This is a genomic window from Mycobacterium sp. (assembly GCF_965230835.1).
Lineage (GTDB): Bacteria > Actinomycetota > Actinomycetes > Mycobacteriales > Mycobacteriaceae > Mycobacterium.
This window is the reverse complement of the sequence record NZ_CBDDLW010000002.1, coordinates 2,804,125-2,820,574: the sequence shown is the minus strand read 5'-3', so window position 1 is coordinate 2,820,574 and position 16,450 is coordinate 2,804,125. Positions and strand designations below refer to the sequence as shown.

At 63.9% G+C, this 16,450-nt stretch carries 14 protein-coding genes and 1 pseudogene; 9 read left to right on the top strand and 6 right to left on the bottom strand.

Annotated elements, in window-relative coordinates; all coding sequences use genetic code 11:
- Positions 1–90 precede the first annotated feature (90 nt).
- Positions 91–1,365, top strand: a complete 1,275-nt coding sequence (locus ACO07W_RS13385; RefSeq protein WP_421840071.1) for an IS256 family transposase — start codon at positions 91–93, stop codon at positions 1,363–1,365.
- A gap of 466 nt (positions 1,366–1,831) precedes the next feature.
- Complete coding sequence (locus ACO07W_RS13380; RefSeq protein WP_421843844.1) at positions 1,832–2,287, top strand: nitroreductase family deazaflavin-dependent oxidoreductase; 456 nt, start codon at positions 1,832–1,834, stop codon at positions 2,285–2,287.
- A 68-nt stretch (positions 2,288–2,355) separates the two neighbouring features.
- Here ACO07W_RS13380 and ACO07W_RS13375 read toward each other — a convergent pair whose 3' ends face one another.
- Together ACO07W_RS13375 and ACO07W_RS13370 are read right to left on the bottom strand one after the other, a co-directional pair.
- The gene (locus tag ACO07W_RS13375) at positions 2,356–3,261 is read right to left on the bottom strand and encodes an SDR family oxidoreductase (protein ID WP_421843842.1); all 906 of its coding nucleotides are present in this window, start codon (positions 3,259–3,261) and stop codon (positions 2,356–2,358) included.
- 17 nt (positions 3,262–3,278) lie between these two features.
- Positions 3,279–4,058 (bottom strand): SDR family oxidoreductase, encoded by a 780-nt coding sequence (locus ACO07W_RS13370; protein WP_421843840.1) that lies wholly within the window; start codon positions 4,056–4,058, stop codon positions 3,279–3,281.
- Positions 4,059–4,122: 64 nt separating this feature from the next.
- Between ACO07W_RS13370 and echA20 the strand changes: the two genes are divergently transcribed.
- Genes echA20 through ACO07W_RS13345 form a run of 5 tightly spaced genes read left to right on the top strand, consistent with a single transcriptional unit; the run spans position 4,123 to position 9,615 of the window.
- A complete protein-coding gene (gene echA20 / locus ACO07W_RS13365; protein ID WP_421843838.1) occupies positions 4,123–4,866 on the top strand; it encodes a (7aS)-7a-methyl-1,5-dioxo-2,3,5,6,7,7a-hexahydro-1H-indene-carboxyl-CoA hydrolase in 744 nt (247 codons plus the stop codon).
- Positions 4,863–5,747 (top strand): cholesterol ring-cleaving hydrolase subunit IpdA, encoded by an 885-nt coding sequence (gene ipdA / locus ACO07W_RS13360; RefSeq protein ID WP_421843836.1) that lies wholly within the window; start codon positions 4,863–4,865, stop codon positions 5,745–5,747. The genes echA20 and ipdA overlap by 4 nt, the downstream gene beginning before the upstream one ends.
- 8 nt (positions 5,748–5,755) lie before the next feature.
- The gene (gene ipdB / locus ACO07W_RS13355; RefSeq protein ID WP_421845978.1) at positions 5,756–6,499 is read left to right on the top strand and encodes a cholesterol ring-cleaving hydrolase subunit IpdB; all 744 of its coding nucleotides are present in this window, start codon (positions 5,756–5,758) and stop codon (positions 6,497–6,499) included.
- The gene (gene ipdC, locus ACO07W_RS13350; RefSeq protein ID WP_421843834.1) at positions 6,496–7,563 is read left to right on the top strand and encodes a (3aS,4S,5R,7aS)-5-hydroxy-7a-methyl-1-oxo-octahydro-1H-indene-4-carboxyl-CoA dehydrogenase; all 1,068 of its coding nucleotides are present in this window, start codon (positions 6,496–6,498) and stop codon (positions 7,561–7,563) included. Before ipdB ends, ipdC begins: the two co-directional genes overlap by 4 nt.
- A gap of 30 nt (positions 7,564–7,593) precedes the next feature.
- Positions 7,594–9,615: a fatty acid desaturase gene (locus tag ACO07W_RS13345; RefSeq protein ID WP_421843832.1), complete on the top strand. Its 2,022-nt coding sequence runs from the start codon at positions 7,594–7,596 to the stop codon at positions 9,613–9,615.
- Positions 9,616–9,647: 32 nt separating this feature from the next.
- On the opposite strand, the gene ACO07W_RS13340 is transcribed toward ACO07W_RS13345, so the two are convergent.
- The 4 genes from ACO07W_RS13340 to kstR2 all read right to left on the bottom strand — a co-directional run bounded on the left by ACO07W_RS13340 (position 9,648) and on the right by kstR2 (position 13,744).
- On the bottom strand, positions 9,648–11,639 hold the full coding sequence (locus ACO07W_RS13340; RefSeq protein ID WP_421843830.1) for a PE family protein: 1,992 nt from the start codon (positions 11,637–11,639) through the stop codon (positions 9,648–9,650).
- 131 nt (positions 11,640–11,770) lie between these two features.
- Positions 11,771–11,908: a hypothetical protein gene (locus ACO07W_RS13335; protein WP_421843828.1), complete on the bottom strand. Its 138-nt coding sequence runs from the start codon at positions 11,906–11,908 to the stop codon at positions 11,771–11,773.
- An 83-nt stretch (positions 11,909–11,991) separates the two neighbouring features.
- Entirely contained in the window at positions 11,992–13,140 is a 1,149-nt protein-coding gene (fadA6, locus tag ACO07W_RS13330; protein WP_421843826.1) for a steroid 3-ketoacyl-CoA thiolase FadA6, read from the bottom strand.
- Position 13,141: 1 nt separating this feature from the next.
- Positions 13,142–13,744 (bottom strand): TetR family transcriptional regulator KstR2, encoded by a 603-nt coding sequence (gene kstR2, locus ACO07W_RS13325; RefSeq protein WP_421843824.1) that lies wholly within the window; start codon positions 13,742–13,744, stop codon positions 13,142–13,144.
- A 465-nt stretch (positions 13,745–14,209) separates the two neighbouring features.
- Here kstR2 and ACO07W_RS13320 point away from each other — a divergent pair.
- A pseudogene (locus ACO07W_RS13320) lies at positions 14,210–15,046 on the top strand (wax ester/triacylglycerol synthase family O-acyltransferase); the annotation flags it as partial.
- Positions 15,047–15,174: 128 nt separating this feature from the next.
- Positions 15,175–16,449: an IS256 family transposase gene (locus tag ACO07W_RS13315; RefSeq protein ID WP_421840071.1), complete on the top strand. Its 1,275-nt coding sequence runs from the start codon at positions 15,175–15,177 to the stop codon at positions 16,447–16,449.
- Position 16,450: the final 1 nt, after the last annotated feature.

Sequence of the window (16,450 nt, the reverse complement as noted above, 5' to 3'; positions counted from 1 at the left end):
GTAGGTTCCGTCGCAACCGACGAAAGCTATGAAGGAGGGGCTACGCCCGTGACCAAGCGAGTATCGCCGATTGAGCGTGTGCGTGTTGAGATGGATCAGTTGTTCGCCGCGACCGAGCGGCCGTTGACCGAGATTTTGGAGGAGGTCGGGCGGTTATCGGTGCGTCTGGTGTTTCAGGTCGCCGTGGAGGCCGAGGTAGAAGCAGTGTTGGGCCGAGCCCGTCACCAGCGTCGGGTTCAGGACGGCCCGGGCGGGTACCGCAATGGGTATCAACCGCCGGCGACGGTGAAGACCACGATGGGCTCGGTCGAATTATGCCGCCCGAAACTACGCGACACCGACGAGCGGTTCTGTTCGCGGCTATTCGGTGCCGGGGTGACGCGCACCCACGCTCTGGAGGCGTTGGTGATTTCGGGATGGGTGCGCGGTTTGTCGGATCGCGACATCGAGGCCGCGTTGGCCGAGGTGCTGGGCTCGCAGGCGGCGTTGTCGCGCTCGACGGTGAGCCGGATTTGTGCGGCCATCAAAGACGAGTTCGCTGCGTGGTCGTCTCGACGCCTTGATGAGCTGGTGTTGGACTACCTGTTCTTGGATGCCTCGAACTTTCGGATGCATCCCAACGCCCCGGCCGAGCCGGTGCTGGCCGCCTGGGGCATCTGCACCGACGGCAAGCCCCTGTTTATTGGGCTGGCCCCAGCCGCAGCGGAGTCGGCTGATGCGTGGGCCGACTTCTTGGCTGACCTGAGGAACCGGGGACTACGCCCGCCGCTACTGGGCATCTCCGACGGGGCGCCGGGCCTGATCGCCGCATGGGAGACCACGTTTCCGGCAAGCCTGCGTCAGCGGTGTCTGATCCATCGCTGCCGTAACGTCATCGCCAAGACACCTGTCGCGGTCCAGGACGAGATCAAAGCCGCGTTCTGGTCGATCTTCGATGACATTGACCAGCCACCCGGCCAGCAGGCCGTGGATGAAGCCACCCGCCGCGCCGAGGAGTTCACCACCACATACCGCGGGCTCTACCCAGCCGCGGTCGCTTGCCTGGCCAACGACTTCGCCTCGCTGAGCGTGCATTTGCGCTTCCCCCGCCAACACTGGACACGCATCCGCCATTCCAACCTCATCGAACGCACCTTCGGAGAATCCCGTCGCCGGGTCAAGGTCATCGGCCGCCTACCCGGCGAAACCAGCTGTCTGTCGCTGGTATGGGCCGTCCTCGACCGCGCCAGCCGCGGCTGGCGCGGAGTCACCCAAACATCAGCGACCAGCCGCCACCTCCAAGAACTACGCCACCAACTGCTCGAGCCACCCCGCCCACTGCATCCCCCCACCACAACAACCACGACCGACACCACCGCCGCGTAACATGACCACCAGGAACATGCGCCCAGCGTTTTTACACCAGTCCTAAGACGCCACCTTGCGCCGTGAGATGTTGGCTAACCCTACTTGCCATCACGTAACCGCTGCAACGCGAGAAATCAGCTGCGAACCATTGTCGAGCTACTTGGGCAAATCGATTTGCAGCCGCGTCGGGTGAACCGCTGGCCGCTATCGCCGGCGACACAGTGACCGGCGCGGTCAGCCCGTTTCGGCGGAAGCCTCAAACCTGGAAAAACACCGAAAGATACCAGCGCCACTGGCCGCCGCACACACACATCACTGCGCCCGAAGCTCGGATCGCGATCACCCGGGATGAGCAGAACGCCGGCTGAGATCCGTTCGGCTTTCGCCTCTCAACTCCCATAACCACGGCACTGCAGCACAGAAACAGACCTGGTTAACTCGGCGGCAGCGAACATCTCGCCGCCCCAGCCGATAGGATGCTGCCATGCCGAAATCACCACCGCGATTTCTGAATTCGCCGTTCACCGATTCCATCATTAAATGGATGTCTCGTCTCAACACTTTCATGTACCGGCGCGGCAGCGGCGAAGGGCTGGGCGGTACGTTTCAGAAAATTCCGGTCGCCCTGCTGACCACCACCGGCCGCAAGACCGGGCAGGCGCGGGTCAGCCCGCTGTACTTCCTTCGCGACGGCGAGCGGGTTGTCGTCGCGGCGTCGAAGGGCGGCAGTGCGAAGAATCCGATGTGGTACCTCAACCTCAAGGCCAACCCCAAAGTGCAGGTCCAGATCAAAAAAGAGCTGCTCGACCGCACCGCACGCGACGCCACCGAGGAGGAGCGCGCCAAGTACTGGGCGCAGTTGGTTGAGATGTATCCGACCTACAACGACTACCAGTCATGGACCGATCGAACGATTCCGATCGTCATTTGCGATCCCTAGCCGACGGCGCCGTACGTCCTTGCCGACAGCCCGCGCCCTAGCCAGCACGCTTGACGCTGGTCTCCGACCTAGGCGCCGTAGACCGGGACCGGTGGGCGTGCCTTGCTCAGCAGGTCGGCGACGACGTGGCCCAACTCAGCCGGATCCCATTTTGACTCTTTGTCGATCTGCGGTCCGTGGGCCCAACCTTCGGCGACCCGGATCTTGCCGCCCTCAACCTCGAATACTTTGCCGGTGACGTCGCGGGATTCGCTGCTGCCCAGCCACACGACCAACGGCGAGACGTTCTCGGGCGCCATCGAGTCGAAGCCTTCATCGGGTTTCGCCATCATCTCCGCGAAAACCGTCTCGGTCATGCGAGTGCGAGCTGACGGAGCGATCGCGTTGACGGTGACACCGTAGCGGCCCATTTCGGCGGCGGCGACGAGCGTCATCGCGGCAATACCGGCCTTGGCGGCACTGTAATTCCCTTGCCCGATGCTGCCTTGCAGACCCGCACCGGAACTGGTGTTGATGATCCGCGCATCGACAGCCTTTCCTTCTTTGGAAAGCTGACGCCAATACGACGCCGCATGCCGCATTGTGGCGAAGTGGCCCTTGAGGTGCACGGCGATGACAGCGTCGAACTCCTCCTCACTAGTGTTGGCCATCATCCGGTCGCGCACGATGCCGGCATTGTTGACCACAACGTCCAACCCACCGTAGGTATCCACAGCGGCAGCAATCAGACTGGCCGATTGCTCCCAGTTCGCAATGTTGGATCCATTCGCGACAGCTTCACCACCAGCAGCAATGATCTCGTCGACGACATCTTGCGCCGCGCTGCCACCGCTTGCTGGCGTACCGTCGAGACCAACTCCGATGTCATTGACCACAACGCGCGCACCTTCGGCGGCAAAGGCCAGCGCGTGCGCACGGCCAATGCCGCCGCCGGCCCCGGTAACGATGACGACGCGGCCGTCAACCAAACCCATCATTGCTCCTTAACTCGTTACTTGTTGGCACTCGAGGCGGCCAAATACGGCGGCAACTCGCCGCCGCCGTGCACCTCTAGCGCGGCACCGCTGACGTATGACGCCAGGCCGGAAGCCAAAAAAGCCGCAGACCAGCCGATATCGGTAGGTCGTGCCAGCCGCCCCAATGGCACAGTGGCAGCGACGCGAGCAATCGATTCGGCATCACCGTAGAACAGATCAGCCTGTTCGGTTTCCACCATGCCAACAACCAACGCATTGACCCGAACCTTGGGCGCCCATTCCATCGCTAGCGTGGTGGTGAGGTTTTCGCAGCCAGCCTTAGCCGCGCCGTAAGCCGCGGTGCCCGGGGAAGGACGTCGGCCACTGACGCTGCAGATGTTGACGATCGAGCCGCCGTTCGGCTGCTCTTGCATCAGCGCATTAGCCTGCTGCGAAACCAGCAGCGGCGCAAGTAGATTGAGTTCGACGATTTTGCGGTGAAATGATGGCCGGGCCTCAGCCGCTAGCGAATAGGGTGATCCGCCGGCGTTGTTTACCAACACATCGAGACGACCGTGTCGCTCGCCAATCTCACCGATGAGCCGAACCACCGAATCTTCGTCGCGGATATCGCAGCTATAAAACTCATAGGGCAGATCTTCGACAGCTCGACGTGCGCACGTGATGACCGTCGCACCCTGCTCGGCGAAGACGGAGCTGATACCGGCACCCACCCCGCGAACGCCGCCGGTAACCAGCACGACCTGCCCAGCCAGGCCGAAATTGATGGCACCAGCTCCTTCAGGATGGGTCACTATGCTAGCGTACCAAGCAAATGCTTGCTCAGGCAGCCGGCCCCTGGAAGTAGCCGAGGAATCCATGACAATTAACTGCCGCACCACCGAACCGGGCATAGTCGCGGTTACCGTCGACTACCCACCTGTCAATGCCATCCCGTCACGCGGCTGGTTCGAGCTTGCCGACGCGGTGACGGCTGCCGGCAACGATCCCGGCACCCGCGCGGTAATCCTGCGAGCCGAGGGACGCGGTTTCAACGCGGGCGTCGACATCAAAGAGATGCAGCGGACCCAAGGCCATACCGCCTTGATCGACGCCAATCGCGGCTGCTTCGCCGCCTTCCGCGCAGTCTATGAATGCGCGGTGCCAGTGATCGCCGCGGTCAACGGGTTCTGCGTCGGCGGCGGAATCGGCCTGATCGGTAACTCCGACGTCATCGTGGCGTCCGACGACGCCACCTTCGGCCTGCCAGAAGTGGAGCGCGGCGCGCTTGGCGCGGCCACACACCTGGCTCGCCTGGTACCGCAACACATGATGCGGCGACTGTTCTTCACCGCGGCCACTGTGGACGCCGCTACCTTGCACCATTTCGGCTCCGTGCACGAGGTGGTTCCCCGCGATCAACTCGACGAGGCCGCATTGAGGGTTGCCCGCGACATTGCCGCCAAAGACACTCGGGTCATTCGTGCGGCCAAAGAGGCGCTCAACTTCATCGACGTACAACGAGTGAACTCGAGTTACCGGATGGAACAGGGCTTTACCTTCGAGCTCAATCTCGCCGGGGTTGCCGACGAGCACCGCGACGCGTTTGTGAAGAAGTCATGAGCGACAAGCGAACCACCCTCGACGATGCAGTAGCCCAATTGCGCAGCGGAATGACCATCGGCATCGGCGGCTGGGGCTCCCGGCGCAAGCCAATGGCATTCATCCGCGCCATTCTGCGCTCCGAGGTCACCGATTTGACAGTGGTCACCTACGGGGGACCCGACCTGGGGTTGCTGTGCTCAGCCGGCAAAGTCCGACGGGCGTACTACGGTTTCGTCTCACTGGACTCGCCGCCCTTCTACGACCCGTGGTTCGCCAAGGCCCGCACCAACGGAACGATCGAGGCCCGGGAAATGGACGAGGGCATGCTGCGCTGCGGGCTGCAAGCAGCGGCGCAGCGCCTGCCGTTCCTGCCCATCCGGGCCGGGCTGGGCAGCTCGGTACCGGACTTCTGGGAGGGCGAGCTGCGAACCGTAACGAGCCCGTACCCCGCACCCAACGGCGGACACGAGACGCTGATCGCAATGCCGGCGCTGCGCCTGGACGCCGCTTTCGCACACCTGAATCTCGGTGACTGCCAAGGCAACGCCGCATACAGCGGCATCGATCCCTACTTCGACGATCTCTTCCTGATGGCCGCCGAGAAACGCTTCCTTTCGGTTGAGCGCATCGTGTCAACCGAGGAGTTGATCAAGACGGTACCGCCGCAGGCGCTACTGGCGAACCGCATGATGGTCGACGCGGTCGTCGAAGCACCCGGAGGTGCTCACTTCACCACCGCCGCACCGGACTACGGTCGCGACGAGAAGTTCCAGCGACACTACGCGCAGGCCGCCGCATCCGAGGAGAGCTGGCAACAGTTCGTGCAGACCTACCTATCTGGCGACGAATCCGACTATCAGGCAGCCGTCCGCGCATTTGGGCAGGAGAGCGCATCATGACCAGTGTCGTGTCCACCCGTGCCGAAGTATGTGCAGTCGCATGCGCCGAATTGTTTAGAGACGCAGGCGAAATCATGGTCAGCCCGATGGCCAACATGGCCTCAGTCGGCGCGCGGCTAGCACGGCTAACCTTTTCCCCCGATATTCTGCTGACCGATGGCGAGGCCCGGCTGCTGGCGGACACCCCCGCGCTGGGCGAGACCGGCGCGGTCGAGGGCTGGATGCCGTTTGGCCGCGTGTTCGAGACACTTGCATGGGGACGGCGGCATGTGGTCATGGGCGCCAACCAAATTGACCGCTTTGGAAATCAGAACCTATCCGCGTTCGGGCCACTACAGCATCCGACCCGGCAGATGTTCGGCGTCCGCGGCGCGCCCGGTAACTCCATCAACCACGCGACCAGTTACTGGGTGGGTAACCACTCGAAGCGAGTGTTCACCGATGCCGTCGACGTGATCTCCGGCATCGGATACGACAAGGTTGACGCCGGCAATCCAGCATTTCGGTTCACCGGCGTCTACCGGGTGGTATCCAACCTTGGAGTTTTCGACTTCGGCGGCCCGGGTGCCACGATGCGGGCATTGAGTCTGCACCCTGGGGTGACCCCTGAAGACGTGCGGGAGAAAACATCGTTCGAAGTGGATGGCTTGGACGAGGCCAACCCGACCCAGCTGCCCACCGATGACCAACTGCATCTGATCCGGGAAGTCATTGACCCGAAAGCACTGCGCGACAAAGAGATACGATCGTGAAGTTGCGCACACCGCTGACTGATCTGGTCGGTGTGACGCACCCCGTGGTGCAAACCGGGATGGGCTGGGTCGCCGGCGCCCGACTGGTATCAGCCACGGCAAACGCAGGCGGTCTCGGAATTTTGGCGTCAGCCACCATGACCGTCGACGAATTGGCGACCGCGATAGGCAAGGTCAAAGCGGCCACCGACAAGCCGTTCGGGGTGAACATCCGCGCCGATGCCGCCGACGCTGCCGACCGTGTTGAGTTGATGGTGCGCGAGGGCGTCAAAGTGGCTTCTTTCGCGTTAGCCCCCAAACCGGAGCTGATAGCCCGGCTCAAGGAAGCCGGTGCGGTAGTCATCCCCTCGATCGGTGCGGCCAAGCATGCTCGCAAGGTCGCGGCGTGGGGCGCCGACGCGATGATCGTGCAAGGCGGCGAAGGCGGCGGGCACACCGGGCCGGTGGCAACGACATTACTGCTGCCGTCCGCGCTGGACGCCGTGCAAGGAACTGGCATCCCGGTCATCGCCGCAGGCGGTTTCTTCGATGGCCGCGGGCTCGCGGCCGCGCTGTCCTACGGTGCCGCCGGTGTGGCTATGGGTACCCGGTTCCTACTCACGTCGGAGTCCACTGTGCCGGATGCGATCAAACGACGCTACTTGGAGGCGGCGCTGGATGGCACGGTTGTCACCACGCGCGTCGATGGCATGCCGCACCGGGTGCTTCGCACGAGACTCGTCGACAAGCTGGAAAGCGGTTCGCGGGCCAAGGGATTCACGGCAGCGGTGCGCAATGCAAGTAAGTTCAAGAAGATGTCGCAGATGACCTGGCGGTCGATGGTCAGCGACGGCCTCGCCATGCGTCGCGGTAAGGAATTGACCTGGTCTCAGGTGGTGATGGCAGCCAACACTCCTATGCTGCTGAAAGCTGGGCTGGTGGATGGCAACGCCGAGGCCGGCGTGCTTGCCTCGGGTCAGGTCGCTGGAATCCTCGACGACCTGCCGTCCTGCGCCGAGCTGATCGAGTCGATTGTGAGCGACGCCATCACCCATCTGCAGGCCGCCTCGGCGCTGGTGGAGTAGTTGACGCGTGTCGACTAGGCTATTTTTGCTATGTCGACCAGCGGCGCGACAGACCAGGCAGGGGCAACTTCCCCGGCACGCCACGCGCTGCCGGACCCAGGCGAATCGGTGCCGAAGCTGGCGCTGCCAACGGTTGGGATCTTCCTCGGTGCGTTGACCGCATTCGCGCTGTCGACGGTGGGCTACGTCAACGGCTGGGTGCCAGCCTGGGGCACAATCCCGGCCAACGCGGCGGTGACCTTTGTGATGTTCACCGTCGTGCACGACGCATCCCATTACTCAATCAGCTCTACCCGCTGGGTCAACGGTTTGTTCGGCCGGCTGGCGTGGCTGTTCGTCGGTCCAGTCGTTGGCTTCTCGTCGTTCGGATTCATCCACATCCAGCACCATCGACATGCCAACGATGACGCCGAAGACCCGGACACATTCGCGTCGCACGGCCCGCTGTGGCTGCTGCCGCTACGCTGGTCACTGGTCGAGTACTACTACCTCACGTACTATCTCCCGCGAGCCCGCAGCCGACCGGTCGCGGAGGTCGCCGAAACCGGGTTGATGCTCAGCCTGAGCCTCGCCGGCCTGGCCGTTGCGATCGTCACCGGGAACTTCGCGACACTCGCGGTTGTCTTCCTGATCCCGCAACGCATTGGTCTCACGGTTCTAGCTTGGTGGTTTGACTGGCTACCCCACCATGGCCTGGACAACACCCAGCGCAGCAACCGATACCGCGCAACCCGCAACCGGGTGGGGATGGAATGGCTTTTCACCCCGATGCTGCTGTCGCAGAACTATCACCTAGTGCACCATCTGCACCCGTCGGTGCCGTTCTACCGATACCTCCGAACATGGCACCGCAACGAAGAGGCCTACCTCGAGCGCAGTGCCGCGATCTCCACCGTCTTTGGCCAACAATTGAATCCGGACGAGTTTCGAGAGTGGAAAGCGTTGAACGGCAGGCTCGCTCGACTGCTACCGGTGCGTATGCCGGCGAAGTCGAGTTCACCACACGCGGTATCGCATCGCGTCCCAGTCGCCTCAGTCGATCCCATCACCGCCAATAGCACCCTGGTCACTTTTGCGGTACCGGAAGGATTGCGCGACGCATTCGCATTCGAGCCGGGCCAGCACGTAACAGTGTGCACCGACCTAGGGGGTGAAGGTGTTCGACGCAACTATTCGATCTGCGCGGCCGCAACACGGGCCCAGTTGCGGATCGCTGTCAAACACATTCCAGGCGGCAAGTTCTCGACGTTTGTTGCCGACGAACTCAAAGCTGGCGACGTGCTTGAATTGATCACTCCGACCGGCCAATTCGGCCCTTCGCTGCATCCGCTCAACCGAAAGCACTATGTGGGTCTTGTCGCCGGCAGCGGGATCACTCCGGTGCTCTCCATCCTCGCGACGACGCTTGAGCTTGAGACCGAAAGCCGGTTCACGCTGATTTACGGCAACCGCACCAGGGAGTCGACAATGTTTCGCACCGAACTCGATCACCTCGAGTCGCGTTATGCCGACCGATTGGAGGTCCTGCACGTGTTGTCCAACGAGTCGTTGCATACTCCCGAACTCCGCGGCCGGATCGATCAGGAGAAACTCAACCGTTGGCTGACCAGCAGCATTCCGCCTGGCAGCGTCGACGAGTGGTTCATCTGCGGCCCGATGGAGATGGCCTTCGCTGTGCGCGAGACCTTGATCGAGCATCTGGTGGGCTCCGAGCACATTCACCTCGAGCTGTTCCATGGTTATCCCACCGTCTCGGCGACCGAGCGCGCTTATGCGACCGCGACCGTGACGCTCACACTGTCCGGGCAGCAGTCGACATTTGACCTGGCGCCAGGTGATTCGATCCTGGAAGGCGCACTGCAGGTTCGCCCTGACACCCCGTATGCCTGCATGGGCGGTGCGTGCGGCACGTGCCGGGCAAAACTGATCGACGGCGACACCGAGATGGACCAGAACTTCGCGCTGGGGTCCGACGAACTTGACCGCGGCTATATCCTGACCTGCCAGTCACACCCGACAACGCCATTCGTAGCTGTAGATTACGACGCCTGACGCCCTTGATCTCAGCGCGCCAGACCCCGCCGCTAGGACCCGCTAATTCCATCCTGACCGGACACTAACCCGCTGCCACCGGCGCCTCCGCTACCCGGCGTCGCACCGTTCCCGCCGTTACCCCCATTTCCACCGATGCCGATCACGGCGTCGCCGCCATCGCCGCCGGCACCGCCATCCCCTGCGGAGCCACCGCTACCACCGGTGCCACCGCCGCCAGCATTGCCAATCAATGCAGCCCCACCGCCGGCACCGCCGGCACCGCCGGAGGTAGTGCCAATGCCCGCGACACCGCCAGCTCCACCCGCACCACCTTCTCCGAACAGCGCGCCACCGGCACCGCCAACACCGCCGGCACCACCGGTGTTGGCGGCGTCGGCCATGGAGACCCCACCGTGACCACCAGATCCGCCGGACCCGCCATCCCCGAACAGCGCGCCACCGACGCCACCAGCACCACCGGCACCACCAGCGCCTGCCGCGGTATTAGCTTCGAAGCCGATCGCACCGTGACCGCCGGCACCGCCGGCACCGCCATCCCCACCGAGCAGCCCCCCGGGACCGCCAGCCCCACCGGCACCGCCATCGCCGAGGCCGCTGCCGCCGCCACTACCGGCCGCCCCGCCAATGCCCAATCCACCGATGCTGCCGGCGCCTCCGTCACCGCCGGCACCGCCATCGCCGCCGGCGCCCAATGCGCCGGCGCCGCCAACACCGCCGATGCCCAACAGCCAACCGCCGTCGCCGCCGTCACCGCCGTCACCACCTACGCCGAACAACCATGCCCGGCCGCCGTTCCCGCCGGCACCGCCGGTCCCGCCGGCACCGGTCCCGCCTACACCTCCGTTCCCGCCGTTACCGCCAAGGAACCCACCGGAACCACCCGAACCGGCGTTACCGCCGCGGCCGGCCCCGCCCTGCCCACCACGCGCGCCGTCCCCGCCGTCGCCGTAGATCAGGCCGCCATCGCCGCCAGCTCCGCCCGCAGCGCCGACGCCTAGAAAACCGAGACCTCCGGTGCCGCCTCCCCCGCCGACGCCGAATAGCCCGGCGTCTCCGCCCGAACCTCCAATTCCGCCAGAGGGACCTTGCCCGAATCCACCGAACCCACCGGTACCGCCGACTCCGGCCAACCATCCACCGCGTCCGCCGTCACCGCCGGCCCCGCCAACACTGATCTGGCTTGTCGTGCTGCCGGTGGTGCCGCCCGACCCACCGGTTCCGCCGTGGCCGCCGGTACCAAATAATCCGGCGTTGCCGCCGCTGCCAGCTGCCCCACCGGCGTTGAAGCCGCTGCCCCCTGCGCCGCCGGCCCCACCGTCGGCTACCGCGAAGAGGCCGCTGCTGGCGCCGGCGCCACCGACGCCTCCAACACCACTGTCGGCGGTGAAGCCGCCCGCACCACCGGCGCCGCCTGCCCCGCCAGCACTGAACAGCCGGCCGGCCCCGCCGGCCCCGCCTGCGCCCCCGTTGAAGTAGCCGTCGCCGCCGACACCACCGGCCCCTCCGGTACCGCCGTTGCCGAACAACCCGGCGCTCCCGCCGGCCCCACCATTTTGACCAGGCGCGCCGGACCCACCGGCCCCGCCGCTACCGATGAGGATTCCGCCGTCTCCGCCGTCTGCCCCGGTCCCCGGGGCTCCGTTGGCACCGTTGCCGATCAGCGGGCGCCCGAGCAGCGCCTGGGTGGGCGCGTTGATCACACCGAGCACATCCTGCGGCACGGCTTGCAGAGACGACGCACTGACCGCCTCAGCGCTGGCATAGGTGTCGGCACCGGCACTCACCGCCTGCACGAACTGAGCATGAAACGCGGCTACCTGCTGGCCTAGCGCCTGATACCCCTGGGCGTGGGCGCCAAACAGCGCCGCTATTGCCGCCGAAACTTCATCGGCGCCAGCGGCGAGCACTCCGGTAGTCGGCGCGGCCGCCGCCGCGTTCGCCGCGCTGATTGTCGATCCAATATCAGCTAGGTTCGCTGCTGCCGCCAACACCGCCTCTGGCGCGGCGATCAGGTAAGACATCCGAAGCCTCCCAATACGTGTCGGATCAAAAGGCGCACTCGCCCAGTGATCACGCAGTCACGTCAATTGGTCAGTGGAAACGGTATCAGCGGATCCGTCACGGTCGGTGCGTAATTGCAAGAATTGCTGGCTTAGCTCTGCTGGAATCCCGATACCAGGTCTGCGCCGACATGGAGTGAATCAGCACTGAGCCGCAACCAACACCGCGTCGCCAGGTTGGCGTCGATTACCTTCACCAATGCGCCGGTTCGTTGCGCCACGATCTTCACGACAGTCGTCCACCATGGGCGAAAACCATTCGTGACGCGGTAGTTACCGCACTACCACGTTCCCTTTCGGCGTCTCGGAGCGGCTAAAGCCGCTCGATAATCGTCACGTTAGCCGTGCCGCCGCCTTCGCACATCGTTTGCAAGCCATAGCGACCGCCGGTGCGCTCGAGCTCGTTGAGCATCGTGGTGAACAGTTTGGCTCCGGTCGCACCCAACGGGTGACCCAGCGCGATGGCCCCGCCATTGGGATTCACCTTCTCCGGATCAGCCTTAATCTCCTTGAGCCAGGCCAGCACAACCGGTGCAAATGCCTCATTGATTTCGACTGTCGCGATGTCGTCGATGGACAGACCCGTCTTCTCCAACGCGTAGCGGGTAGCCGGGATTGGCCCGGTCAACATGAATACCGGGTCGGCACCACGGGCGCTGATGTGGTGGATGCGGGCCCGTGGCGTCAACTTGTGGTCTTTGACAGCCTGCTCGGAGGCCAGCAGCACAGCGCTGGCGCCGTCGGAAATCTGGCTGGCCAGTGCGGCGGTCAGCCGACCACCCTCCACAAGAGTTTTGAGTCCGGCCATTTTCTCCAGCGTGGTCTCGCGAGGCCCCTCGTCGACGCGGAAATCGTCAACCGGCACGATCTCATTGTCGAAATGCCCAGCACGGATAGCCGCCAAGGCACGCTCGTTGCTACTCAGCGCGAACTGCTCCATCTGCTCCCGAGACAGATCCCATCGCTCCGCTATCAGCTCAGCACCCCGGAATTGCGAGATCTCTTCGTCACCGTAGCGGTGCAACCACCCTTTCGACTCCCCCGTCGGCGAGGTGAAACCGAATTGCTTGCCGACTTCCATCGCCGAGGCAATCGGGATCTGACTCATGTTCTGCATGCCACCGGCCAGGATGACATCTGCCGTTCCAGACATGATCGCTTGCGCACCAAAGGAAATCGCCTGCTGGCTGGACCCACATTGCCGGTCCACGGTGACACCCGGCACTTCCTCCGGATAGCCGGCAGCCAACCAGGCTAGCCGGCCGATGTTGCCGGCCTGCCCGCCAATAGCGTCCACACAGCCCACGATCGCGTCGTCGACCACACTGGGGTCGACATCGACACGCTCAAACAAACCTTGGAACACGCGCGCGCCCAAGTCGATCGGATGCACGCCGGCCAGCGATCCGTTGCGTTTGCCAACCGCGGTACGCACCGCCTCCACCACGTACGCTTCGGACATTTCAGACTCCTTCTCTCGTGATCCCGCCAAGAACGATAGCCAGGTATTGCTGTCCCACTTGCTGAGCGGTGAGCGGCCCGCCTGGCTGATACCAGCGCACCGACACCCAGGTCGTGTCGCGGATGAATCGGTAGACCAGGTCGACATCAAGGTCAGGCCGGAAGCAACCCTGGTCGATACCCTGATTGAGCACCTCAACCCACATCTTGCGCTGCTGCCTGTTCAGATCCTCGATGTATGAGAACCGAGGCTGCGACGACAACCGCTGAGCTTCGTCTTGATAGATGACTACCTGAGCATGCCGATGCTCAATCGCATCGAAAGAGGCCATGAATAGCCCCTTCAGCCGCTGCAGCGGATCGACATTGGTGTCCACAATCTCCTGGTAGCGGTCGAACAACCAGTCCAGGAATTCACGCAGCAGCTCGTCGACCATCTCTTCCTTGGATGCGAAATGGTGGTACAGGCTGCCGGACAGGATGCCCGCCCCGTCTGCGATGTCGCGCACGGTGGTGGCGCGCAGGCCGCGCTCAGCGAACATCTCCGCGGCTAGCTCTAGTAGCTCGCGCCGCCGGCTGTTGGCTTGACCGCTTACTCGGTCCACCCAACCAGACTAGCAACCAAGCGCTTGCTCGGCCAGCCCGGTTGGCCGCGTCGGGCTTTGCCCGGACAACGCCGTGGCTAAAACCGTCTTAGCAAGGCGTGGACTCAACTCCTACGACCGCCTGACTGCGGACAACAGGGCCGCGGTTAGGCGCGTAGCCTAAGCCTCGTCACTACCGCCGCTGCAATTGCCGATCGGCAGGCAGGCCCAAGTCCAGGACGCAAAAAACGTCGGACAGCGTGATGCACCGAGCGGGGAAATCGCCGAGCCAACAACACGACCGCGCGCGCTGGCGATGTGACGATAGCTGCCACTATGCGGTGCGCCGCCGACAAAAACGCGACACAGTTCCCGACATTGACCGCGAACCGCCCTGTACTGCAACATCTCTCACCTATCCGCGACGCGCGCACAAAGGGCAGGGGCGCTGTGGCCATGCTATGTGCGGGACTGTGTAATAGGGGCATGGAGTGGATGACGCCCACCGACTTGATGTTCTTGTTCAGCGAATCACTCGGAAACCCTTCGAACGTAGGCGCTTTGGTGCTGCTGGAGCCGCCGCCAGGCTCGGGTCCGGAGTTCGTTCGCGACTTCTACGAAGCGTTGGTTGCCAACGACGAGTTCCAGCCCACATTCCGCAAGCGCCCCAACAAGATCGGTGGCGGAATCGCTCACACGGCGTGGGCCTACGACGACGACATCGACGTCGACCATCACGTGCGACTCTCTGCGTTGCCACCACCAGGGCGCGTTCGCGACTTGCTCGAGCTGAGTTCTCGGCTGCATACCGACCTACTTGATCGCGACCGCCCGTTGTGGCAGGTGCATGTGGTGGAGGGGCTAGCCGATGGCCGGTTCGCCATGTATGTAAAACTGCACCACGTTCTCTTCGATGGTGTTTCGGCCGCGAAGATGATGCAACGAGCGTTTTCGACCGACCCCAACGACCATACGCTGCGGGCTATCTGGAGCCTGCCTCGACCACCACACCAGGAATCCTTCACTCCTTCGGCGCTGGAATCCTTGGCCAAGATGACGGGATCCGCTCTTGGACTTCCGCTGTCGGCGCTAAAGCTAGCCCGCGCGGCCATATCGAATCAGCAGCTGACGATGCCGTTCGCAGCGCCACACAGCATGTTCAATGTCAAGATCGGCCAAGCACGTCAATACGCGGCTCAATCCTGGGCACTGGACCGGATCATGCGGGTCAAGCAAGCTGCCGGGGTGACCGTCAATGACGCCGTCTTGGCGATGTGCGCCGGAGCGCTGCGCTACTACCTAATCGAACAGAACGCACTCCCGAAGGTCGCGTCTCATCGCTGGTGTAAATGGTCACGGGCGTAGGTTCCGTCGCAACCGACGAAAGCTATGAAGGAGGGGCTACGCCCGTGACCAAGCGAGTATCGCCGATTGAGCGTGTGCGTGTTGAGATGGATCAGTTGTTCGCCGCGACCGAGCGGCCGTTGACCGAGATTTTGGAGGAGGTCGGGCGGTTATCGGTGCGTCTGGTGTTTCAGGTCGCCGTGGAGGCCGAGGTAGAAGCAGTGTTGGGCCGAGCCCGTCACCAGCGTCGGGTTCAGGACGGCCCGGGCGGGTACCGCAATGGGTATCAACCGCCGGCGACGGTGAAGACCACGATGGGCTCGGTCGAATTATGCCGCCCGAAACTACGCGACACCGACGAGCGGTTCTGTTCGCGGCTATTCGGTGCCGGGGTGACGCGCACCCACGCTCTGGAGGCGTTGGTGATTTCGGGATGGGTGCGCGGTTTGTCGGATCGCGACATCGAGGCCGCGTTGGCCGAGGTGCTGGGCTCGCAGGCGGCGTTGTCGCGCTCGACGGTGAGCCGGATTTGTGCGGCCATCAAAGACGAGTTCGCTGCGTGGTCGTCTCGACGCCTTGATGAGCTGGTGTTGGACTACCTGTTCTTGGATGCCTCGAACTTTCGGATGCATCCCAACGCCCCGGCCGAGCCGGTGCTGGCCGCCTGGGGCATCTGCACCGACGGCAAGCCCCTGTTTATTGGGCTGGCCCCAGCCGCAGCGGAGTCGGCTGATGCGTGGGCCGACTTCTTGGCTGACCTGAGGAACCGGGGACTACGCCCGCCGCTACTGGGCATCTCCGACGGGGCGCCGGGCCTGATCGCCGCATGGGAGACCACGTTTCCGGCAAGCCTGCGTCAGCGGTGTCTGATCCATCGCTGCCGTAACGTCATCGCCAAGACACCTGTCGCGGTCCAGGACGAGATCAAAGCCGCGTTCTGGTCGATCTTCGATGACATTGACCAGCCACCCGGCCAGCAGGCCGTGGATGAAGCCACCCGCCGCGCCGAGGAGTTCACCACCACATACCGCGGGCTCTACCCAGCCGCGGTCGCTTGCCTGGCCAACGACTTCGCCTCGCTGAGCGTGCATTTGCGCTTCCCCCGCCAACACTGGACACGCATCCGCCATTCCAACCTCATCGAACGCACCTTCGGAGAATCCCGTCGCCGGGTCAAGGTCATCGGCCGCCTACCCGGCGAAACCAGCTGTCTGTCGCTGGTATGGGCCGTCCTCGACCGCGCCAGCCGCGGCTGGCGCGGAGTCACCCAAACATCAGCGACCAGCCGCCACCTCCAAGAACTACGCCACCAACTGCTCGAGCCACCCCGCCCACTGCATCCCCCCACCACAACAACCACGACCGACACCACCGCCGCGTAAC

Excerpts from the sequence above, each read along its gene's own strand:
- ipdA (WP_421843836.1), top strand. The coding sequence starts at position 4,863 with ATGAGCGACAAGCGAACCACCCTCGACGATGCAGTAGCCCAATTGCGC.
- ACO07W_RS13345 (WP_421843832.1), top strand. The coding sequence starts at position 7,594 with ATGTCGACCAGCGGCGCGACAGACCAGGCAGGGGCAACTTCCCCGGCA.
- echA20 (WP_421843838.1), top strand. The coding sequence starts at position 4,123 with ATGACAATTAACTGCCGCACCACCGAACCGGGCATAGTCGCGGTTACC.
- ACO07W_RS13340 (WP_421843830.1), bottom strand. The coding sequence starts at position 11,639 with ATGTCTTACCTGATCGCCGCGCCAGAGGCGGTGTTGGCGGCAGCAGCG.
- ACO07W_RS13380 (WP_421843844.1), top strand. The coding sequence starts at position 1,832 with ATGCCGAAATCACCACCGCGATTTCTGAATTCGCCGTTCACCGATTCC.
- ACO07W_RS13315 (WP_421840071.1), top strand. The coding sequence starts at position 15,175 with ATGGATCAGTTGTTCGCCGCGACCGAGCGGCCGTTGACCGAGATTTTG.
- ACO07W_RS13375 (WP_421843842.1), bottom strand. The coding sequence starts at position 3,261 with ATGGGTTTGGTTGACGGCCGCGTCGTCATCGTTACCGGGGCCGGCGGC.
- ACO07W_RS13385 (WP_421840071.1), top strand. The coding sequence starts at position 91 with ATGGATCAGTTGTTCGCCGCGACCGAGCGGCCGTTGACCGAGATTTTG.
- fadA6 (WP_421843826.1), bottom strand. The coding sequence starts at position 13,140 with ATGTCCGAAGCGTACGTGGTGGAGGCGGTGCGTACCGCGGTTGGCAAA.